A 21,944-nucleotide genomic window follows, 5' to 3' on the forward strand; every position below is an offset into this window, starting at 1 on the left:
GGAAAAAAGAATCAACGTAAGGATTTTTCCCTTGTTTTACCACCACCTGATCAAACCAATTCTCTTTCATTTAGACCCTGAATCAGCGCACCATCTAGTCGCTACTTTTCTTTCTTTATCCAAAAAAATCCCATTTTTCCATAAAACTTTGAACCTTCTTTTCCAATACAATTCCAAACGTTTGGAACAAACCATCCAGGGCATCCATTTTCCAAATCCAGTTGGTCTTGCGGCAGGATTTGATAAAACAACGGAACTTTTCCCTACCATGATCCACATGGGTTTTGGATTCATAGAAGTGGGAACCATCACTGCAAAAGCACAACCAGGGAATGAACAACCAAGATTATTTCGTTTTCCAAATGTAAAAGCTCTGGTAAACAGAATGGGTTTTAACAACCCAGGGGCCGACAATGCCGAGATCCAATTGAAAAAACAATCCAAAATGGGAGTACGAGGGATCAATGCTGGAAAATCGAAAGTTACGGCCTTAGAAGATGCTGTCAGTGATTATGTTTACACTTTTAAAAAATTGCTACCTTACGGGGATTATGCGGTAATCAACATCAGTTCACCAAACACACCTGGATTACGTAGCCTACAATCCAAACAAAGTTTAATTGATCTTATCGTTGGAATCCAAAAAGAATTTTCAAACTCATTCCCTATTCCATTGTATTTAAAATTTGCTCCAGATCTTTCCGAAGAAGAACTCATTGAAAATCTCAATGTCTGTTTAGAATACAAAATAAGTGGCGTAATCCTTACCAATACCACACTCGACAAACAAAGTCTAGGTGAAACAAATCCTCCCGAAGGTGGTTTATCAGGTGGCCCTTTATTCCAAAAATCACTTCGGTTTGTATCTCTTGCGTATCAAACTCTAAAAGGGAAAATTCCCATCATCGGTGTGGGAGGGATTGATTCAGGAGAAAAAGCCCTGCAGATGATAGAAGCAGGTGCGAATCTCATCCAAATTTATACTGGTTATATTTATGAAGGTCCTTTTTTACCGTATCAAATTTGTTCCTATTTGGATAAGGTAATGAAAGACCGTGGATACAATTCCATTGACCAACTTGTTGGTTCAGGAAAATCAAAATGAACACAACAAAAACAAACAATACCATCTGTACCCATTTCGGAACCTGTGGTGGATGTAATTATCTCGACATCGACTACACAAAAGAACTTCGAAAAAAAGAACAAAACATCAAAGAACTTTTTAAAACATACCGTCATGTGGAATTCAAAACCATTGTTCCCAGTCCTTCACCAGAATACTATCGCCACAAAATCCAATTGCCCTTTGGCCGTCGTATTGTCGGAAACAAAACTTTACTCACACTCGGACTTTTCAACCGTGAAGCGACATTTGTCCTAGACCAAACAGAATGCCAAATCCAAGACCCAGGATTAACAGAAGTTGCACTTGCCGTCAAACAATGGGCTAGGCGAGAGGGATTACTTCCTTATAATGAAAAATCCAAACGAGGCATGATGAAATACCTTGTCGCAAGGAAATCTTTTTCCACAGGTGAGATTATTCTAGGCATTGTTACTGCCAAAGAAGACTTACCACACGCTAAGGATGCATCAAAAAGACTTCACACTGCCATCCAAAACCGAATTGGAAAATCGGGCAAATTTGGTAAATTAGTGGGAATCATCCATAACATCAATACCAAACACACCACGATGGCACTTGGTCGCGAAGAACATCTATTATGGGGTAGACCTTACATACACGAACATTTTGGAAAACATAAATTTCGTGTAGGTCTTTCTACCTTTTTGCAAGTAAATCCCATCCAAACACCGAGTTTATACAATTTGGTTCTGGATGAGATAGAAAAAGATTCACGTGTGATCGATGCTTATTCTGGGATTGGAACCATTTCTTTTTGGATTGCTGGCCAATGTAAAGAAGTCCTTGGCATCGAAGAGAATCCAAATTCTCATAGAACCTCCTTGGAATCCGTTAAGTTCAACAAAGTACATAATGTTCGGTTTCGTAAAGGAAGAGTGGCAGAAGTATTACCATCCCTATTTGGAAAAAACTATGACACCATTGTGATCGATCCACCGAGAACAGGCCTTGGTCCAGATGTGGCAGAGACCATCCTCGGTATGGGATTTAAAAAAATTGTCTATGTATCTTGTGATCCAATGAGCCTCCGAGAAGATACAAACCTATTAGCGAAACAATATTTTTTGAATTCCTTACAACCTGTGGATATGTTCCCAAGAACGGATCATGTGGAAACAGTTGCAGTGTTCAGAAATAAAAACCTCATATAACTTCTGTTATAAACTCTGATGCTTTTTTGCTAAATGCCATAATCGTAAAACTTGGATCTACACTGACACCTGTTGGAAACACAGAAGAGTCGGCTACAAACAGATTCTGAAATCCATGAACTTGGTGTTTTGAATTGACTACGGAGTTTTCACTCGATTTTCCCATCCGGCAACCTCCAGCTGGGTGAGGCGCCGCCATCGGGAACTCTGCTGGCCTCCAAGCCAATGCACCAATTTCTTCTTTTTTAGGTAACTTTGTGTATTTCCTTAGTTTCATTCCAGCAAGAAACACCTCTTTGGCACCTGCTTCAAAATTCAATTGCATCTGTTTGTACGTTAGATCGCTAAAGATTTGTTTGGTGGTCTTTCCAAACGGATAATGTACTTTCGTTTTTCCAAATAAATCAACTTCGATGGAACCAAGTTCACCATCCACATCGTCAATCCAACCAATGGTTCCACCTAAATACTCAAGTTGTTTCATATAACGGAAGTGGTCTTTTCCAAAACTTGGAAGTAATGCGGCAAGGGTTCCCGGTTGTAATTGGTTAGGCATCAGCATATACCCACCTTCTTTATAAGAACCATTTTGGAATTTTGCCAAGCGAAATCCTTCCACACCATAGGCTGCAGGAATATTCCGCCATTGAACAATTGGATCTTCATAGAGTGCATGCACCATTGGCGAAGGGTTGATGGCCAAAAATTTTCCAAGAGTTGGAAGTCTTTTTTTCAGTCCATTCTTCAGTAAAAATTTGCTACTTCCAAAACCTCCCGCAGATACACAAACTGCTTTTGATTGGAAGCGAAGTTTCGTCTGGGTTGGTCTTAAGGTACGTCTGTCGATCACCACAGCAACAAGACCCTTCACTTGGTTTCCGACAATTTCCAATCGTTCAGCACGTAAATCAGTATACACGTCAGTTCCAAGTCGAACAGCACTTGGAATATGTGTGATGAGTTGGGATTGTTTTGCTCCGAACATACAACCTTGCATACAGTGTCCAGACTTTTGGCAATTTTTCCTTGCTTGAGGAACATGATGCCCTTCCCAACCTAATCGTTGTGATGCGTTCTTGAACAATCGATTCATGGGATTAAAATATTCTTCTGTTGCAGGTTTGACATGTAAGTCTGTTTCTAATTCCAACCAATATGGATTTAAGTCTTCGGGGAGGTGGTAGTCGATCCCGTATTTACGATTCCATAATAGTAGGCGATCTTCGGGGGTCCGGTAACTATCAGCCCAGTAGTGAACGGATGCCCCGCCCAAATTATTACCATACACCAAATTAATACCACCATCACTTGTGGTGTGAAAATTCCTTTCCGCAGAAACTTTTCCTGCCATATTCAATTCATGATTATCAAAGGTTCCCGTATGGTAGTTTCCACCTTGTTCGAGAAGGGCGACTTTGATGCCTCGTTTCGAAAGTTCATAGGCCATCGTTGCACCACCACAACCTGAACCAATCACTACCACATCCACTTGGATGACTTCCCCTGGTTGATAACTTTTATAATCTCGATACATCCCTGTTTTTTTCATATGATACCTTCGTTTCCCTTGAGTAAGTTTTGGTAATGAAGTCTTGCCTCACTCCATTTCTCAGGTGGATTCGCAAACGGACCTGGGTAAGAGATAAATTCCCAAGAGGATATATGACCATAATACACAAGACAAACTAAAAGTTTTAGGTTCCCAACAACAGCACGAACTGTATCGGAATCGGTTTCCGCCCAAAGTTCCAATAACCGAATTCGTTCCTCAGGTTCTAAGTTCGAAAAACAACGGAAGCTTCCATAAATAAAAGGAAGGTATTCCAATACCAAAACGGCAGAGTGAAAGTCTTCTTGGATTTCCTCAGAAACAAAGTACAACTCTTCATCTAATCTTCGCATAACGTTTGCTTCCTCTAAATTCGGCATTCCAGTTTCCCCGATAGGCAGAACAACCTCGGCAAAACTTAAAACAGTTTTGGTTTCAGATTCGCTAAAGTAAAAGGTTTTGATTTTTGATTTGATTCCTGCACAGAACAAAAGCAATGTGAGGAATGTTTTCCTAGAGATAGAATACATACAGCCTACCTTGGTTTTTTTCTTCTTTGACCAAATTGTTCACTGGTTTTCCCATCTTTTGGAAAAATGCATCACCACCAGCGGTCATATCCCAAATTTCACCTCTGAAAAATACATTGATCCCAAGTTTTACATTGGGAACCTTTAGCCGACCTAACATTGCATATTTTTTCCATGCAGTTTTTTCTGTGATCGAACCTATATCTTTTGTTGTTACATCTTTTGGATTCGCATAACCATTGTATCCATTCCATTTTGTCCGCCAGGCATCCCTTGGAGCAACAAACGAAGGAACTACTAATATTTCTGCTTCAGAGTTTTCTAATTCTTTGTACACTTCGGGAAACCAAGAATCAGCACAAATCATCGTATATAATTTTCCAATAGGAGTTCGGTATGTTGGATTTTGATTCAATATTCCTTCGGCTAAAAATTGTTTTTCTTCTTCAATGGGAAAAAGTTTACGCACAATTTGTTCATCCACTCTTCCGTCAGGGTGAAAATAAAAACTCACATTCTCCAAAGGACCATCGGTTGGAGTGATTTTTCCTTCTACCACTTTAGGATGAGGTAATACAATGGAACCTGCAACAATCGCCACACGGTATTCCAATGCCAAACGGGAAAAAATCCTTTGGTAACGATCGGCCATTTGCCATGCTTTCATCCGAAAGAGAGTTTCCTTTAAGTGGTCTTTCGAAAAGGAATTGCTAAAGAGATAATGCCAGAAGAAGGAACTAAGATTTTGTTTCACTAATTCTTCCATCGCATCAGCAATGGTTACCTTACCAAAAATGGATTTGTCTTCTGCTGTGACAACGAGCCAAGTACCGAGGTATTCTGGTAAAACGAAGATAGACCTGTCTACATAGATGGTCTCATTTTCTTTTGCTTTTTGAAAGTATTCCTTCAAACTCGAATAAAAACTCTCTTCCGTAGCGTAACTGTATTTATTTAGATAAGGTTCCAAACCAATGACAGTTCCGCGTTTGCCTTTGCCTTCGATTTGCATGAAAATTTTTGGTTTGGGAAGGGCAAAGGAAAGAACACTCGGTTCCACTTGCTGTTTTTTGCATTGGATGTTTGCCAATCCAAAGGACAGAAAAAGAGTCAAAGAGACAAAAAAACGCATCCACCAAATCTACACTAGTATTTCAATTCAGACAATATTTAATTGTGTTCTTGGTTTTTTCTTTTATTTTGACCTTATTCTATGAAAGAGAAACCTGCTCCCAAAAAAATCGTTCTCGCTTACTCAGGTGGACTCGACACCTCTGTCATCCTTGCTTGGTTGAAAGATACCTATGGTTGTGAAGTCATCGCTTTTTGTGCCGATGTTGGCCAAAAGGAAGAGCTGACTGGCCTTGAAGAAAAAGGAAAAAACACCGGAGCATCCAAAGTATACATCCAAGACTTACGATTGGAATTTGCACGTGACTTTATTTTCCCAGCCATTCGTGGGAATGCTATATATGAAATGCGGTACTTACTTGGAACTTCTCTCGCACGACCTCTCATCGCAAAAGCAATGGCAGATGTTGCTAAAAAAGAAGGAGCAGATGCTTTCTCTCATGGTGCAACTGGAAAAGGAAATGACCAAGTACGTTTTGAACTCACTTTCAAAGCTCTTTCGCCTAACTTACAAATCATTGCTCCTTGGAGAACATGGAATTTTGGTGGACGTGCAGATCTTATTGAATATGCAAAGAAAAAAGGAATTCCCGTTCCAGTAACAGCCGCTAAACCATACAGTATGGATAGAAATCTTATGCACCTTTCCTTTGAAGGTGGGATTTTAGAAGATCCATTCAATGAACCAAAAGAAGATATGTTTATCCTAACAGTTTCACCAGAAAAAGCTCCAGACAAACCAACGTATTTGGAATTAGATTTTGAAAATGGTGATTGTGTTGCAATTGATGGAAAAAAAATGAACCCGCTCGAAGTTATGGAAACCTTAAACGAATTAGGTGGAAAAAATGGAGTAGGTCGTGTGGACATCGTAGAAAACAGACTTGTAGGAATCAAATCTCGTGGTGTATATGAAACACCAGGTGGAACCATCCTCCACATTGCTCACCGAGATTTAGAATCCATTACTCTCGATAGAGACACCCAACACAAAAAAGACGAACTCTCACAAGAATTTGCCAGATACATTTACAATGGACAGTGGTATTCCAATCAGATGAATGCACTCCGCGCATATATAGATTATACGCAAAAGTATGTCAATGGAACGGTTCGAATCAAATTGTATAAAGGAAATTGTACGGTTGTCGGAAGAAAGTCCAACAAATCATTGTACAATGCAGGCCTTTCTACATTTGAAAAAGAAGAACTCTACAACCAATATGATGCAGAAGGATTCATCAATTTGTATGGACTACCAATGAAAGAATGGGCAAGGGTGAACCACTAAGATGAAAAATATCGCCGTATACCCGGGTTCGTTTGATCCATTTACCAATGGACATTTAGACATCATACGGCGAGCCCACCCTCTTTTTGAAGAAATCATCATCGCCGTTGCCATTAATTCCAAAAAAACATCTCTTTTTTCACCGGAAGAACGAGTGGAGATGATTGGAAAGGTATTCCATGGTTGGGACAAAATCAAAATTGATTCCTTTGAAGGCCTGACGGTGGATTACTGTAAGGAAAAAAATTCTCGGGTCATCCTTCGGGGCCTGCGAGCTGTCACAGATTTTGATTATGAATATGCGATTTCACTCATGAATAAAAAATTAGCCCCAGAAATTGAAACTTATTTCCTAATGGCTGACAATGAGTACTCTTTTGTGTCTTCTACAATCGTCAAAGAAGTAGCAAGACACGGCAGAGCGGTATCGAACCAAGTCCCTGATGTTGTTGGCGAAGCACTTGTGAAAAAATTCTCCGTTTGATCGGAACCTAGAGGGTCTATGAAAACTCGTTCTTCTGTTTTTTACGGTTTCACTTTACTTCTGTTCGGATCCTTAGGATATTATTTACTCCAAGCTGGGAGTGTTTTAGAAACCGCAAAAAATCTTACTGTCACTGCGAGTGAACATTTAGACACAGAAAATTTCTTCAATCGTTTCCACCATCCTTTAGCCTTACTCTTCATTCAAATCATCGTGGTTTGTGGAAGTGCTCGTTTTGTTGGTTACTTATTCACGAGGAAACTAAAACAACCATCTGTCATGGGTGAAATCGTAGCTGGGATTTTACTCGGCCCATCCCTACTTGGTTATTATTTCCCTGAAACGATGGGATTTTTATTCCCACCAGCAAGTCTACCAACACTCGGTACCTTAAGCCAAATTGGCCTCGTTTTGTTTATGTTCATCATCGGAATGGAACTAGACCTTTCTGTTCTTAAAAACAAAGCCCACTCAGCGATTATCATCAGCCATGCGAGTATCATTTTTCCCTTCTTTTTAGGGATGATCTTAGCTTATTATTTTTATACTGATTATGCACCCAGAAACGTAGGATTTTTATCCTTTTCACTCTTTATGGGAATTGCAATGAGTATCACTGCTTTCCCTGTTCTTGCACGAATCTTACAAGAACGAAACCTCACACGCACACCACTCGGTGCCATGGTGCTAACTTGTGCGGCGGCTGATGATATCACTGCTTGGATTTTACTTGCGATCATTGTGACAATCTCCAAAGCAGGAAACTTAAACACTGCCTTATTTACGATTGGATTGTCTTTTGCTTATATCTTAACTATGATTTATTTAGTGGCACCATTTCTCAAACGATTGGGCTCCATTTATATTTCACGCGAAAACCTAACAAGAACAGCTGTTGCTCTCATTTTGATGATTTTATTTTTATCCTCACTAACAACAGAAGTGATTGGGATCCATGCTCTTTTTGGAGCCTTCCTTGCGGGTGTGATCATGCCTGCGGAAGGGAATTTAAAAAAACTCATCGCTGAAAAAATAGAAGATATCGCCGTTATTTTATTCCTCCCCATTTTCTTCGTGATTACGGGTCTTCGTACAGAAGTCACACTCCTGAATGGATCTCACCTATGGCTTGTGTTTGGACTTGTGTTACTTGTTGCTGTAGTGGGTAAGTTTTTAGGAAGTGCCTTTGCTGCAAGGGTAGCAGGATCAAATTGGGAAGACTCTTTATCCATAGGTGCTCTCATGAACACACGAGGCCTGATGGAACTGGTTGTCCTCAACATTGGTTATGATTTAGGAATCCTCAGCCCTGAAATATTTGCTGTGTTTGTAATGATGGCGTTAGTCACAACTCTTTCGACTGGACCACTGCTGGATGGAATCCAAAAGTTTTTTACAAAGAATGTAAATACATCTTATCCAGAGAAACCATCAGATAGTAAACTCAGAGTCCTTGTTGCTTTTGCCCAAGAAAAAATGGGAAAAAGTTTAGTTAGGTTTGCTTTTTCCCTTTCGGGAAACCAAAAGAAAAATTTGGAACTCATCGCATTGCACATTTCACCTAACGACTCCCTTTCGAATGAAGAAATTAGAAAGTATAGAGATGCCAGTTTTGAAGCGATTCGCCAAACAGGTTCTAGTTTAGGCATCCAAGTCCAAACCGAATATCGAATCACAGATAATGTCACATATGAAATCGTTAACTTTGCCAAAATCAAACACTCGGACATCCTCCTTATCGGAGCGGCAAAACCATTGTTCTCGCGCAGTTATACGGGTGGAAAAATCAAAGGCATTCTGAACTACTGCCCTGCAACCGTTGGGGTTCTCATCGACAATGGCCTTGAAACCCTTGAACGAGTGGCCATCCTTTACAAAGGGGACAAAGACCCCATCTTAGGTTTTGCTCAAAAACTCACTTCCTTAAAAGGGATGAAATCAAACAAAATCAAAGTGGAAAACCTGATCCAACCAGAAACGGATTTGAACCCATATCCAATTGCGATCAACCAAATCACAGGGTATTCACTGATCCTCATCGATTTGAATGTTTGGGAAGAGTTAGGTTTTGAAAAAATGGACCTTCTCCCTACTTCTTTTCTTTTGGTACGGTTTTTGACTGCCTAAAGATTCGATTGCTTTTTTCGGTTTCTCCAAGCAACTGGAGATATGGAAAGAACTTTTATCATGCTTAAACCCGATGCAGTGAAAAACAAACACATCGGTGACATCCTTCAAAGAATTGAAAAAGAAGGATTTAAAATCCTAGGAATGAAATTCCTAAAACTCAGCCTTGAAGACGCAAAACAATTTTACGCAGTTCATGCAGCTCGTCCTTTTTACAATGACCTTTGCACTTACATGGCATCTGGTCCTATCGTGGCATGTGCTCTTGAACGTGACAACGCTGTTGCTCATTGGAGAGAAGTAATTGGAGCGACTGACCCTAAAGAAGCAAAAGCAGGAACAATCCGCGCACTTTTTGCTGAAAGCAAAGAAGCTAACGCAGTTCATGGTTCTGACTCTGTAGCAAACGCATTACAAGAAATTGCGTTTTTCTTCAAAGGTTACGAACTTAACTAAGTTGTTTATCAATACAAGGATCGGTTCTAATTCGGAACCGGTTCCAGTCCATCGTGCCAATTACCTTCACCGAAATCTTAAAAAACTCCAAACAAATTTTTGATTCATTTTTTGAATCGTATACCCCAACTTTATTTTCACCAAATACTCGCATAACGGAAGCTTGTTTGTATAGCCTAAAGGCTGGTGGAAAAAGAGTGAGACCAATTTTTGTATTAAATTCTTTTTTTGAACCAAACAAATTAACGCAAGGCATCGGCTCTCATAACCTTTCTGTTTTACTTGCCTCACTCGCAGTTGAATGCATTCATACCTATTCCCTAATCCATGATGACCTACCTGCAATGGATGATGATGACACCCGCAGGGGTAAACCAACCTGCCACAAACAATTTGATGAGGCAACTGCCATTTTAGCTGGTGATACTCTCAACTCCCTTAGTTTTTATCTTTTGTCCATGATGGATTCTGAAGATCCATTTCTCATCCGTGATTCCATACAAATCCTCCACAAAGGTGCAGGTTTGAAGGGAATGATCCAAGGACAGATGGAAGATATAGAGGAAGAAAAAAATCCAAGTAACAGAGACCGAGAATCCAAACTACTTTCAATCCATGAAAAAAAAACAGGAGCTTTGATCGAATCATCCTTTTTATTAGGGAATCGATTACGACCTGATTGGAAAGAAAGAGAATCTGTTCTATCAAGTTATGCGAAAGAAATTGGGCTTTTATTCCAAATCACAGATGATATCCTCGATGTAGAAGGAAATTTAGAAGAACTTGGCAAAACTCCTGGAAAGGATGCAAAAGCAGGGAAATTGACCTATCCAAGTTTGTATGGAATGGAAAAAACAAAATCTCTCAGGTCCGATTCTGTCAACAAAGCGATCACGCTTGCAACTGAACTTTCTTCGATGAATCATGAATTCTTTTTAGGATTACCTAAGTACATTGCAGAAAGAAAAAATTAGACTGGATACATTTCTCGTAAGGGAAGGTTTTGTTACCGATTTAAAATTAGCGCAATCTTTAATTCTATCTGGTTCTGTTCTCGTGAATGATACAGTCATTTCAAAAGTGGGAACCCTGATTACACTTAAAGATAAGGTTAGAATCAAAGAAAAAATCAAATCTTATGTTTCGAGGGGTGCCTACAAACTGTTAGGTGCATTTGAACATTGGAAAGACATTCAGATTGAAGGAAAAACATGTATAGATTTGGGAGCCTCCACAGGTGGATTTTGCCAAGTGTTACTCGAAAAAGGTGCTTCCAAATTATTTGCAGTCGATGTGGGATACGGTCAATTGGCTCAAAAGATTGCCAATGATCCAAGAGTGACTGTGTTCGACCGCACACATTTAAAAGAATTACCACAATTATCTTTAGAACCTCTCACGAATGAAACTTGGATTACAATGGATCTTAGTTTTATTTCTTTGGTACCTGTATTTTCATTTCTGCTACTTTTATTTGAGAAATACCCAGAGACTAACTGGAAAGGAATCACATTGTTTAAACCTCAGTTTGAAGTGCATCCCTCTAAATTAGAGAAAGGTGTTTTGATTGATTCGCAATTGATTGGTTATGCAATCAGAAACGTTTGGCATAAAATCAAACAATCTGATCCAAAAATTAAATTTGTTGGTCTTATGGAATCTCCCATCCAAGGGGCTGACGGGAATCGAGAATTTTTAATACGTTGGGAAAGGAAATTTGAGAACTAAACCATAAATCCAGTAACGGCTTCTTTTAATTGGTCCGTTGAAAAAGGTTTCATGAGATAGGCGTAGGAAGGATTTTGATTGATTCGATGTTTTGAAGTTTCATCCAAAAATCCGGTCAAAAACAAAACAGGAACTGAGAATTGGTCACGTAAAGATTCGGCTGTTTCGATGCCATCGAGTGATCCTTCTAAATTAATATCCATAAGGATTAGGTCTGGCACCTTTTCTGAGACAATTTGGAAGGCCTCATCCCCAGAAGGTACAACAGCAATCACATGAAAACCAAACGATTCGATTTTCTGTTTGATATTGAGTCCGAGGAATGGTTCATCCTCGACGATGAGGATGTTCTTTTTCGTCATATATGCTTTATTTTATAGGGGGGGGTCTGTTAAAAAGTAAAAATACTGTATGGCAGATAAAAGTATCAAACAACCCGAGAATGTACCAGGAAAATACTATGTCGACCAGACTTGTGTTCCCTGCAATGACTGTGTCAAAGAAGCTCCGAGCCTTCTAGAATACAATGCGGACGAAACGCACATTTTCTTTAAAAAACAACCATCCAATCCGACTGAGGAAAAACAGGCAAAGGCAGCCATGGCGATGTGTCCTGTCGATGCGATTGGGGATGATGGAGAGTAATTAAGAATTATAGAATTCTCTAATATTCTTTGCCACAACATCTGGTTTTTCTAAATGAATGGCATGTCTTATTTTTGGAATCCAAACCAATTTACTTTTTTTGATATAGGATTTCATTTGTTTCATCATAAATGGTGGTGTGATTTCATCTTCAGCACCTGCTAATATCAAAGTTGGAATTTTAATCCCTTTCATTTTAGCACCGAAAAAAATCTCATCTTCTCTTCTGAGCGTATTTTCTTGTAAGTATTCATTGGGTTTATCATTCCAAATTGTAACCAGTGTATGACGAAATAAATAACCTGGTTCAGGAAACTCTTCACCGTATAAATAACGTAACAACAATACCACTTGCCTTTCCGTTTTTGGAAATAGAATCTTACGCATTTTTTCACGTTCCGGGTGGGCAATTCCACCTGGTGCGAGTAAAATTAATTTTTCCACACGGTGATTTCTGTCATGGAGGACCAAATGTTGAGAAATAAGTCCACCCATCGAATGACCAACCAAACTTATTTGACTCAAATTTAGTTTTTCTAAACACTCGAGAAGTAATTCCGCCCAAACATCGATTTGATAGAGGTATTTGACATGAGGAAGTTTACTCTTTCCATAACCTGGTAAATCAAAGACGTACAATGGAACTCCATCATTTAACAATTCTTTTACGACTCTTCGAAATCCAAAACTTTCATCGAGTAATCCATGAAAAAAAACGATTGGTTTTTGTTTTCCATTCCCAAACTTCCAATAAAAAATTCTGTGGCCTCCTAAGTTGACATAAGAGGGAATTCCACCCATATTTTTCATTGATTTACGTCTCTGGGACTGATAATTTCGATAAAGGCTTCGGTAAAAAATTTTAAACATAATGTTAGAAACAAAAATTCACAAGTTATCGGAGTTACTTTCCCATTCCTCGATTCCCTATCTTTTCGTCGATCTTAAATCCCAAACTGTATTGTATTGTCATGATCAAATTAAAAATCTTTTGGGTTTGAATGTTTCTCTTCCATGCCCAATGGATTTAATCTTCGAAGATTCAAACAAAGTATCCAGTTTACTAAAACAAAAATCGAATCAAAAAGGAGATCACCAAATCCAATGTAAGAAAGCAAATTTAGAAACTTTGTCAGTATCTGTTCAGTTTTCATCGGTTGATTCTATTTTGAATGGTTATGATGAAATCTATATTCTGTACATTCAATGGAAACAAATAAATGGGACTATTCACCCCTCACAAAATGAAGGATTTGAAATTCCATTTCTAATCACTGATTCCTTTGGAAATGTACAATTTGCAAATACACGATTTTTAGATTTTTTTTCCATTACTTTGGAACAGATCCAAAAAAAATCAATCTCCGAACTTCTCTCTTTACCTGAACCCGTTAAATCAAATTTATTAAAAACCAATGTAAAACATGATATCGATATTTATTCAGGACTGGGTGCAAAACAAAGGTTTCAATTACAAAGTTTTGTAACGCCAAATTACTCAAATGGTATCAATAATATTACTATACTTTTATTAGATTTATCTACGTTACAAAATGCAGAAAATACAATCAGGTATGGAGAGGAAAAATTAAAAACCTTTTTTGCAACGATCAATAATGGATTTGTAATTGTTAACCAAGATGCAATTATCATTGAAGTAGCTCCAATTTTTAAGTTTTTATTATTTCAACTATTGGCATTTGAAGTAGGAGAAAATATTTTTCAATATTTTGATTTAAGTGAAAAAAATAGACTGATTGAAGTTTTAAATTTATCGATAACTTCACAAACCACTCAAAGAGCCGAATTTGATTATTCGTTATTAGGTGAGGATAGAACGTTCGAAATAAAGTTTATTCCTGTCAGAAAATTGAATCCTAATGATAAAAAGGCAATGTTAGTATTTTCTGATATCACTGAGGCAAAACGATTAGATAGACAATTAATTGAATCAATGAAATTTGCAAGTATAGGTGAGATAGCCGCGGGACTTGCACATGAAATTAATAATCCTCTCCAAAGTGCATTACTCTACCTAGAAGATTTAATTACAATCGATGAAACGGATCCAAATGAAAGAAAAAATATCCTTCAGAAAATTGAAGCAGCAAATTTAAGAATCCGTGACTTGGTAAAGGCTCTGCTTGACTTGGGTCGAATGGAAAGTCCAAATCGTGATTTTGTTTCTCCTTATTACATACTGGTCAGAACAAGTGAACTTGTAGAAGTGAGTTGTCGTAAAAAGAATATCCAATTCACAAGGCATGCTGGCCCCAATTTGCCTGGAATATTTGTACGCTGGCAGGAAATCGAACAAGTGTTGATCAATTGCGTGGTTAACTCGATTAATGCTTTGTCGGAGATGGAAATTCCCAGAGAGAATCCTCGAATTGAGTTGGGAATTGATTTTCTTAGGAGTCAAAAGAAAGACTGGGTCGTATTTTCTGTGGAAGACAACGGACCAGGAATCGATGACGATACATTGGAAAAAGTTTTTTTACCCTTGTTCACGACAAGGAGGAACAAACAAGGAACAGGATTGGGTTTATCAATTTCTAAAAAAATCATCGCCGAACACGGTGGTGAGATTTATATCAAAACAAAGAATGGTGTAGGAACAAAGGTCGAAATCTTTCTGCCTGCTCATGCGGATGAAAATGGATAAAATATTAATTATCGATGATGAAGAAGACATTCGAATCGCCTTAAAACGTGTTTTATCACGTGAAGGATATCAAATTGAACTTTCTGAATCTGCATCTGATGCTATGAATCGAATCGAATCAGGGGAATCTTATTCATTAGTAATATCAGATATTTTGATGTCAGGAATGTCTGGTATTGATTTCACAAAATTTATAGCTGAAAAAAACATAAACTTACCTGTTATATTAATCACTGGAAATCCTAATTTATCATCAGCAGAAGCTGCAATTCGATATCATGCTTATGAATATATATCAAAACCAGTAGATAGAACCCAACTGCTTTCTGTCGTAAAACGAGCATTAGAAGTAAAAAATCAAAAAGATTCAGATTTAGAAAAATTGATGTTGTCCGAAAAATTAGAAAAAGCCCTTCGGACTCAGAATTTAGACCTCAACAGACAAAATGCTGCAATTTTTAATGCAACATCAGATGCTGTTATTACCATCAATCACAAACTAATCATCGTATCAGCAAACAAAGCAAGTTTTGATATGTTTCGATTTAATTCGCCACTAGATTTAATCGGACAAAATGTACGTATTTTATTTACTGAAAATAAAATGCAAAAGTATATGAGTCAAGTATCCAACGTATTAAGCCAAGAACCGAATAAATCTACTTTGCAACTTTCTGATGTAACTCTACAACGTTCGGATACTTCGACGTTTCTGGCTGATATTGCAATTTGTTCTTATAGTTTAGATGGTGATTCTTTTTATACAGGTGTCATCCGAGATGTAACACAAAAAAAATTGATGGTGGAACAATTGATCCACTCAGAAAGAAGAGCATTTTTATCTGTAGTTGCTGCAAGTATAGGACACGAAATCAATAATTCTTTAACTGCCATTCAAGGATTTGTCGAAATGGCTTCGCGTGAAAATGCAGACCTTATGTTAAAAGATCGCGCGCTGAAAGTGACTCTAAACCAAACAGAAAAATTAAGAGCATTAACTTCAAATCTTTTGCAATTGGGAAAATCAGTAAAATCGAATACAGAAAAAACTGAAATCCTTAATTTGAATTCTGAAATATCCTCTGTCCTACATGTGTTTAAAGAAACGGCAAAACTCAAATACTGTCAAATCAAACGAGAAGATTCTACTGAACCAATTCCAATTCGTATGAATTCGGATCAATTTGCATTATTACTTTCAAATATTTTATTAAATGCAGCGGATGCGACAAACAACATTGGAACGATTGAGATCAAAGTATTTACCCAAGACAAAAAAGGCCATCTAATTGTAACAGACGATGGTGAAGGAATGTCGCAAGAAACTTTGGATAAAATTTATGAACCTTATTTTACCACAAAAGAGTTGGGTAAAGGTACTGGTTTAGGCATGTTTGTTGTAAAACAAATTGTAGAGAATTTTGAAATTGAATTACAAATTGATTCTACACCTGGGAAAGGTTCCAAATTTCATTTTATTTTTCCTAAGGTTTCCGAATCCTAGTTCGTAACGTGCATACTGGAATCAATGAAACTCAATTAGAATTTATCCATTCTCGTTATGGAAAAAATTGTAACATCACACCCCTACAAGAAGAAGCTTCTAGCAGAAGATACTTTCACATTTCTACAACCAAACACACCGAAGAAGTAGTTTGTATTGATGAAACAGTAAACGAAGAGTTTATTGTATTGAGTCAATTTTTAGCAGAAAATGGAATCCATGTTCCAAAAATTTTTGAAAAGAATGAAACGGTAGGCATCATTTGTATGTCTTTTGAAGGAAAGTTAGATTATAGTTCCTATAATTTAACTGAATACCAAAGCCACTTTACTAATTTAATTGAATTGATTTTAAAATTACAAACACTGAATCCACCTGGTTTCGTAAAAACAAGAAAGTTTGATACAGAGAAATTAAGTTTTGAAACAAACCTAACAATTGAAAAGTTTAATGCATTTAAAGAAATTTATAAAATCAAAACTTCCTTAACAAATGAGGCTCTGGCTTTTCTTGAAGAAACAGTGGGTTATTTAAATCAATACCCCATCAATGTTTTTACGCACCGAGATTTTCATTGTCGAAATCTTTTAAGATCACCAAATTCTGAATATGTTCTAATTGATTACCAAGATGCGCGTATGGGTGTACCTCAATATGATTTGGCATCGATTTTGTATGACGCCTATTATCCACTTCCAAGGGAATTTCGGACGAAGATACTCAAATACTTTGAAGAAAGAAATATTGACCAAACAAAAAAATTCAAAGATACATTTTATCTGCAAGCTCTACAGAGATCATTTAAAGCACTAGGCACCTATTTTAGAATGGTAACCGATCACAAAAAAGACAAATTCAAACCTTCGATTGTCTCTTGTTTAAACCAATTAGAAGAAATCATCCAATTAGGTATGTTTCCTGATTCACTTTTCATTTTTGTGAGAAGTTTAAGAGATGAGTTAATTTTACATAAGGATTTTAAGAAGTTATGAACGCATTTGTTCTTGCTGCTGGTTTTGGCAAACGGATGGGTTCTCTTACTCAAAATACTCCTAAACCACTTTTACAAATCCAATCGATCACCTTACTTGATTATGCACTATACTTATTACATATTTGGAAAATTCAAAAGGTATGGGTCAATGCACACTACTTAGGAGAACAAATTCTCAATCATGTAAAAAACTTCACTGGTTTTCCTATAGAAGTCTCAATAGAGAAAGATAAAATCTTAGGTACAGCAGGAGGAATTCGCACTGCTTTACCACAAGATCATTTTTCTGAACCAATTTTACTCATCAATCCTGATACTTTATTTTTTCCAAATCCTGAATTTACACCTAAACAAAACTTGGCGACCGGAATCAAAATTCATTTGTATTTATTACCAATTCCAGAGGGAGAAAATTATACACAAATTTCTATTGGGAAAGATGGCGCATTGGAGTTCGGGAAAGGTGAGTTTTATTATATAGGACTTTCTGTGATTGATCCTTCCTGTTTATCCAAATTGGAAAAAAATCAATATTATGATTTGTCAGATACATTCCGAGAATGTGCCAAAAAAGGTGAAATCACTGGAGAAATATTCCCCGGTGAAGTGTTTGATTTGGGTACGAAGGAACTATGGGAAACTTACCAATCCAAAGATATCTTTGGTTCCCACCTAATTAATATAAAATCATTCTTAAGTCGGACCAATATGACTTAAAATTTCCTCTTTCCGTTTTTCATACCCTTTTTTTCCGAGTAGAGCAAACATATTGTTTTTATAATCTTCCACTCCAGGTTGATCGAATGGATTTACACCTAACATATAGCCAGAAATTGCACATGCAAATTCATAAAAATAAATAAGTTCACCCAAAACTTCTTCGTTGATAGTGGGCAATATGATTTCAATACAAGGCACTCCCCCATCTTTATGTGCAATCAGAGTTCCTAAGATTGCACTCTGATTCACTTCAGAAAGTTTTTTCCCGGCTAAATAATTTAGCCCATCGTTATCATCTGTTTTTTCTGTGAGATAAACATCTTGTTTGGGAGTTTCAATCTTTATGACAGTTTCCATTAATTTTCTTTCACCGTCTTGGATGTATTGACCCATAGAATGTAAATCAGTTGTGAATTGAACTGAAGCTGGAAATATACCTTTTCCATTTTTTCCTTCGCTTTCACCAAACAACTGTTTCCACCACTCTGCCAAATAATTCAATGTTGGTTGATACGAAACAAAAATCTCGGTTGTTTTTCCTAATCCATATAAACCATTTCGCATTGCAGCATATAAACTCGCTAAATTACTTTCCTTGGATGTTGTTGATTTTAGATTCGATTCCATCTGTTTCGCACCATCAATTAGTTTGTTGATGCTAAATCCAGCTGCGGCAATTGGAAGTAAACCGACAGGCGTAAAAACTGAATACCTTCCTCCTACATCATCAGGAATGACAAAGGTCGGAAATCCATATTCATCGGCTAAATGTTTGAGAGCACCCTTTGATTTGTCGGTAGTTGCGAACACTCGATTTTTAATGTTTTCCTTTCCATATTTTCTCTCTAACAATGAAAGTAACAACCGGAAGGCGATTGCTGGTTCAGTTGTTGTTCCAGATTTGGAAATTACATTCACGGAAAACTCTTTGTTCTCTAAAAAAGCAAGTAAACGGAAATGATAATCTGCATCTAAATGATGCCCAGCGTATAAGATTTTGACCGTTTTCTTCTGTGTTTCTGGATGACTGAACTCGGGAGTGAGTGCTTCGATGACTGCTCTTGCACCCAAATAACTACCACCAATACCAACAACGACTAAGTATTGCGAATGGGATTGGATGGTTTCAGCAGCTTTTCGAATTGCCTGTAATTCTTCTGAATTCGTTTGGCTCGGTAAGTTTACCCAACCTAAAAATTCTTTCCCCAATCCAGTTCGATTTAATACAGTCTGACGAGCTGTTTCTGCCCTTTCTAATTCTTTTTCCAGATGATTTTGCGGGAGGAAGGGTTTCACAAAACGATCAGAAATTTTTAGATTCGACATGGCACCTGTCCTAAAATAAAGTATAGCATCGAAAGGAAGATGAAGTGGATTCATTGAGAAGTAAAGAAAATTTGAATCAATTTGAACGTATATTTGGAAAAACAAATACAAATCCGCGTTTGTTTGAAGCCCCCGCAAGGATCAATATCATTGGGGAACATGTTGATTACCTAGGTGGAATCGTTCTACCAGCAGCCATTGATTTTTCGGTCCAAGTATTTTTACGTCCAAATGAATCGAACCAGTTTCAATTTCATTCTATCACTTATAATGAAACGATTACCATCAAAAGACCTTTTTTATCCAATCAGAATGCACCATGGACTGATTATATTACAGGAGTGATTGTTGAGTTGGAAGCCGAAGGACATTCCATTCCAGGTTTTGATTTATTGGTTGATGGAAATATCCCGCAAGGGTCGGGACTTTCATCTTCAGCTGCTTTAGAAGTGGTAACAGGTTTTGCGATTTCAGAATCCTTTGGATTGGGAATCAAAAGAGAAAAAATCGCAATCATCGGACAAAAAGCTGAAAACAATTTTGTAGGCACCAAGTGCGGTATCATGGACCAATTCATCATTGCCGTGGGAAAACAAAATGATTGTATTTCCTTAAACACTGATAATCTAAATTATTCTTATCATCATTTTGAATTAGGTGAACATGAATTTTATCTGATCAATTCCAATGTAAAACATAACTTAAAAGACAGTGCATACAACCGAAGACGGTTAGAATGTGAATCGGCTTTGCAAAAAATTCAAACAAAGTTCCCAAATTTTAAACAATTGTATGATGTTACCTTAACAGATTCGGAATTAAAAAATTGTGACCTTACTCCAGATGAACTCAAACGAACAAGTCATGTCATTTCAGAACGAGAAAGAACAAATCAAGTCATCCAAGGATTGGAATCGAACCAATTTTTATCGGTGGGATCTGCGTTGTATGAAGCACACGAATCCTTATCTAAAAATTTTGAAGTCTCTTGTGAAGAAACTGACTTCATTGTATCCCAACTTAAAAATTTAGGAGTCATGGGCGCAAGGATGATTGGTGGAGGATTTGGCGGATGCGTACTCGTACTAGACAAAAAGGAACGTTTTGCCAAAATAAACGAAGAAATGAAAAAAAGTTATCAACAAAAATTTAACCTTGCGTTAGACTTCTACAAGTTTCAAATCTCGGATGGAGTGAAGGAAATTTCCATATGATTGATAATTGGGATGATTATACCGTAGAAAGTGGTGATTTCAAAATGGAAGTCCTACAACAAAAATTTGTCCCACTCCCAGACTCTGCCGTTTATTTTGAGTTATCTGGAGAAATAAATTTATACAATTCCCAAGTCATGAAAGAAAATCTAGAAATTCTCATTTCAAAAGGAATCAATCATATCTTTTTGAATTTTGAACTAGTTAGTTATATTGATAGTTCTGGCTTAGGTGTTTGTTTAGGAATTCATTCAAGACTCGTAAAACAAAAAGGATACATTCGCATCGTATCGCCATCTGAAAAGGTTCGGTATGTTTTAGAACTTACTAAATTAAAAAGCCTGCTCCAAATTTTTCCCACATTGGAGCAAGCTGTTGCACAAGTTTAGAAGTAACTTGGAAACAAAAATTTTAATTTTTTAATCTGTTCCGGATTTCGTTTTTCTGGAGCAGTAACCAAAGAAAACTTTGTACTTCCCACCAAGCTAGTATCATCCGACTTACCTAAATGGTCGATCAAAGTAGATAATAATTTTTTTGCAGTTTCCGCGTTGGTACTAAGATTCGCAAGAACCATTTCCAATGTTACATGTGCTTCATCTTCTTTCCAACAATCATAGTCAGTAGACATACAAACCATTTGGTAAAGTATCTCTGCTTCTCTCGCTAATTTTGCTTCAGGTAATACCGTCATGTTAATGATGTCAGCACCCCAAGATCGATACATATGAGATTCTGCACGAGTTGAAAATAAAGGTCCTTCCATACAGATTAATGTTTTGTTTGTATGAATTGGAAGATTAATCTGTTTTGCTGCTTCTTCTACTTTTTTTGCAAGCCCAGATGAAAACGGATCAGCAAAAGGAGCATGGGCGACCATACCATTTTCAAAAAAAGTTGCATGCCTTGCTTTTGTTCTGTCTATGATCTGGGAAGGGATTACAAAATCTCTTGGAGCGATTTCCTGTCTCAAACTCCCTACTGAACTAAATGCAATAATTTCCTCGACACCTAACTGTTTTAATGCGGCAATGTTTGCGCGCGCGGGAACTTCACTTGGATTTAAAAAATGACCTTTCCCATGTCTTGGTAAAAAGGCAATTTCCTTTCCTTTAAAACGACCTATTGTAATTGTATCTGAAGGTTTTCCCCACGGTGTATCAGGATGAATTTCCTTAAGAATTTCCATTCCATCGATTGAATAGAGTCCTGTTCCACCAATTACCCCGATTTTTACTACATTTGTCATATGAATCCTCTTAAAGTGCAGTTTTCCCCT

The 21,944-nt window shown here is 37.4% G+C and carries 22 protein-coding genes; 15 read left to right on the forward strand and 7 right to left on the reverse strand.

The features are described 5' to 3' along the window. Window positions 1-31 precede the first annotated feature (31 nt). Window positions 32-1,105, forward strand: coding sequence for a quinone-dependent dihydroorotate dehydrogenase (locus tag DI076_RS13295; protein WP_108960286.1), 1,074 nt, complete (start codon window positions 32-34; stop codon window positions 1,103-1,105). Next, window positions 1,102-2,301 (forward strand): 23S rRNA (uracil(1939)-C(5))-methyltransferase RlmD, encoded by a 1,200-nt coding sequence (gene rlmD, locus DI076_RS13300; protein WP_108960287.1) that lies wholly within the window; start codon window positions 1,102-1,104, stop codon window positions 2,299-2,301. Before DI076_RS13295 ends, rlmD begins: the two co-directional genes overlap by 4 nt. On the opposite strand, the gene DI076_RS13305 is transcribed toward rlmD, so the two are convergent. From DI076_RS13305 to DI076_RS13315, 3 genes are read right to left on the reverse strand one after another with little or no spacing between them, the layout of a single operon-like run. Beyond that, window positions 2,294-3,850, reverse strand: a complete 1,557-nt coding sequence (locus DI076_RS13305) for an FAD-dependent oxidoreductase (protein ID WP_108960288.1) — start codon at window positions 3,848-3,850, stop codon at window positions 2,294-2,296. The genes rlmD and DI076_RS13305 overlap by 8 nt on opposite strands. Further along, window positions 3,847-4,380, reverse strand: a complete 534-nt coding sequence (locus DI076_RS13310) for a hypothetical protein (protein ID WP_108960289.1) — start codon at window positions 4,378-4,380, stop codon at window positions 3,847-3,849. The genes DI076_RS13305 and DI076_RS13310 overlap by 4 nt, the downstream gene beginning before the upstream one ends. Continuing rightward, window positions 4,364-5,512, reverse strand: coding sequence for a nitrilase-related carbon-nitrogen hydrolase (locus DI076_RS13315; RefSeq protein WP_108960290.1), 1,149 nt, complete (start codon window positions 5,510-5,512; stop codon window positions 4,364-4,366). Before DI076_RS13315 ends, DI076_RS13310 begins: the two co-directional genes overlap by 17 nt. Window positions 5,513-5,593: 81 nt before the next feature. Between DI076_RS13315 and DI076_RS13320 the strand changes: the two genes are divergently transcribed. Genes DI076_RS13320 through DI076_RS13345 form a run of 6 tightly spaced genes read left to right on the forward strand, consistent with a single transcriptional unit; the run spans window position 5,594 to window position 11,597 of the window. Beyond that, complete coding sequence (locus DI076_RS13320) at window positions 5,594-6,802, forward strand: argininosuccinate synthase (RefSeq protein WP_108960291.1); 1,209 nt, start codon at window positions 5,594-5,596, stop codon at window positions 6,800-6,802. Window position 6,803: 1 nt separating this feature from the next. Further along, complete coding sequence (gene coaD, locus DI076_RS13325) at window positions 6,804-7,286, forward strand: pantetheine-phosphate adenylyltransferase (protein WP_015677103.1); 483 nt, start codon at window positions 6,804-6,806, stop codon at window positions 7,284-7,286. 18 nt (window positions 7,287-7,304) lie between these two features. Further along, window positions 7,305-9,413 (forward strand): cation:proton antiporter domain-containing protein, encoded by a 2,109-nt coding sequence (locus DI076_RS13330; protein ID WP_108960292.1) that lies wholly within the window; start codon window positions 7,305-7,307, stop codon window positions 9,411-9,413. Window positions 9,414-9,455: 42 nt separating this feature from the next. After that, window positions 9,456-9,869, forward strand: coding sequence for a nucleoside-diphosphate kinase (locus DI076_RS13335; protein ID WP_108960293.1), 414 nt, complete (start codon window positions 9,456-9,458; stop codon window positions 9,867-9,869). Between the two features lie 53 nt (window positions 9,870-9,922). Next, window positions 9,923-10,843 carry a polyprenyl synthetase family protein gene (locus tag DI076_RS13340; RefSeq protein ID WP_108960294.1) on the forward strand — a complete coding sequence of 307 codons (921 nt, stop codon included), beginning with the start codon at window positions 9,923-9,925 and terminating at the stop codon, window positions 10,841-10,843. Then, a complete protein-coding gene (locus DI076_RS13345; RefSeq protein WP_108960295.1) occupies window positions 10,824-11,597 on the forward strand; it encodes a TlyA family RNA methyltransferase in 774 nt (257 codons plus the stop codon). Before DI076_RS13340 ends, DI076_RS13345 begins: the two co-directional genes overlap by 20 nt. Here the strand turns inward: DI076_RS13345 and DI076_RS13350 are convergent. Beyond that, the gene (locus tag DI076_RS13350; protein ID WP_108960296.1) at window positions 11,594-11,959 is read right to left on the reverse strand and encodes a response regulator; all 366 of its coding nucleotides are present in this window, start codon (window positions 11,957-11,959) and stop codon (window positions 11,594-11,596) included. The two genes, DI076_RS13345 and DI076_RS13350, sit on opposite strands and share 4 nt — an antisense overlap. 49 nt (window positions 11,960-12,008) lie before the next feature. On the opposite strand from DI076_RS13350, the gene DI076_RS13355 reads away from it, so the two are divergent. Next, window positions 12,009-12,242 (forward strand): ferredoxin, encoded by a 234-nt coding sequence (locus DI076_RS13355; protein WP_108960297.1) that lies wholly within the window; start codon window positions 12,009-12,011, stop codon window positions 12,240-12,242. Here DI076_RS13355 and DI076_RS13360 read toward each other — a convergent pair whose 3' ends face one another. Further along, a complete protein-coding gene (locus tag DI076_RS13360; RefSeq protein ID WP_108960298.1) occupies window positions 12,243-13,052 on the reverse strand; it encodes an alpha/beta fold hydrolase in 810 nt (269 codons plus the stop codon). Between the two features lie 61 nt (window positions 13,053-13,113). Between DI076_RS13360 and DI076_RS13365 the strand changes: the two genes are divergently transcribed. From DI076_RS13365 to DI076_RS13380, 4 genes are read left to right on the forward strand one after another with little or no spacing between them, the layout of a single operon-like run. Next, entirely contained in the window at window positions 13,114-14,907 is a 1,794-nt protein-coding gene (locus DI076_RS13365) for an ATP-binding protein (protein ID WP_108960299.1), read from the forward strand. Beyond that, the gene (locus DI076_RS13370) at window positions 14,900-16,411 is read left to right on the forward strand and encodes a hybrid sensor histidine kinase/response regulator (RefSeq protein ID WP_108960966.1); all 1,512 of its coding nucleotides are present in this window, start codon (window positions 14,900-14,902) and stop codon (window positions 16,409-16,411) included. The genes DI076_RS13365 and DI076_RS13370 overlap by 8 nt, the downstream gene beginning before the upstream one ends. An 8-nt stretch (window positions 16,412-16,419) precedes the next feature. After that, window positions 16,420-17,403, forward strand: coding sequence for a phosphotransferase (locus DI076_RS13375; RefSeq protein WP_108960300.1), 984 nt, complete (start codon window positions 16,420-16,422; stop codon window positions 17,401-17,403). Next, window positions 17,400-18,122 (forward strand): nucleotidyltransferase family protein, encoded by a 723-nt coding sequence (locus tag DI076_RS13380; protein ID WP_108960301.1) that lies wholly within the window; start codon window positions 17,400-17,402, stop codon window positions 18,120-18,122. The genes DI076_RS13375 and DI076_RS13380 overlap by 4 nt, the downstream gene beginning before the upstream one ends. Here DI076_RS13380 and DI076_RS13385 read toward each other — a convergent pair. Further along, complete coding sequence (locus DI076_RS13385) at window positions 18,099-19,451, reverse strand: glucose-6-phosphate isomerase (protein ID WP_108960967.1); 1,353 nt, start codon at window positions 19,449-19,451, stop codon at window positions 18,099-18,101. The genes DI076_RS13380 and DI076_RS13385 overlap by 24 nt on opposite strands. 44 nt (window positions 19,452-19,495) lie before the next feature. Between DI076_RS13385 and galK the strand changes: the two genes are divergently transcribed. After that, entirely contained in the window at window positions 19,496-20,665 is a 1,170-nt protein-coding gene (gene galK / locus DI076_RS13390) for a galactokinase (RefSeq protein WP_108960302.1), read from the forward strand. Beyond that, window positions 20,662-21,054: an STAS domain-containing protein gene (locus tag DI076_RS13395; RefSeq protein ID WP_108960303.1), complete on the forward strand. Its 393-nt coding sequence runs from the start codon at window positions 20,662-20,664 to the stop codon at window positions 21,052-21,054. The genes galK and DI076_RS13395 overlap by 4 nt, the downstream gene beginning before the upstream one ends. Here the strand turns inward: DI076_RS13395 and mtnP are convergent. Next, window positions 21,051-21,914: an S-methyl-5'-thioadenosine phosphorylase gene (gene mtnP, locus DI076_RS13400; RefSeq protein WP_108960304.1), complete on the reverse strand. Its 864-nt coding sequence runs from the start codon at window positions 21,912-21,914 to the stop codon at window positions 21,051-21,053. The genes DI076_RS13395 and mtnP overlap by 4 nt on opposite strands. Window positions 21,915-21,944: the final 30 nt, after the last annotated feature.

The sequence above is a fragment of the Leptospira ellinghausenii genome (assembly GCF_003114815.1).
In the GTDB taxonomy this organism is placed as follows: Bacteria; Spirochaetota; Leptospiria; order Leptospirales; family Leptospiraceae; genus Leptospira_A; species Leptospira_A ellinghausenii.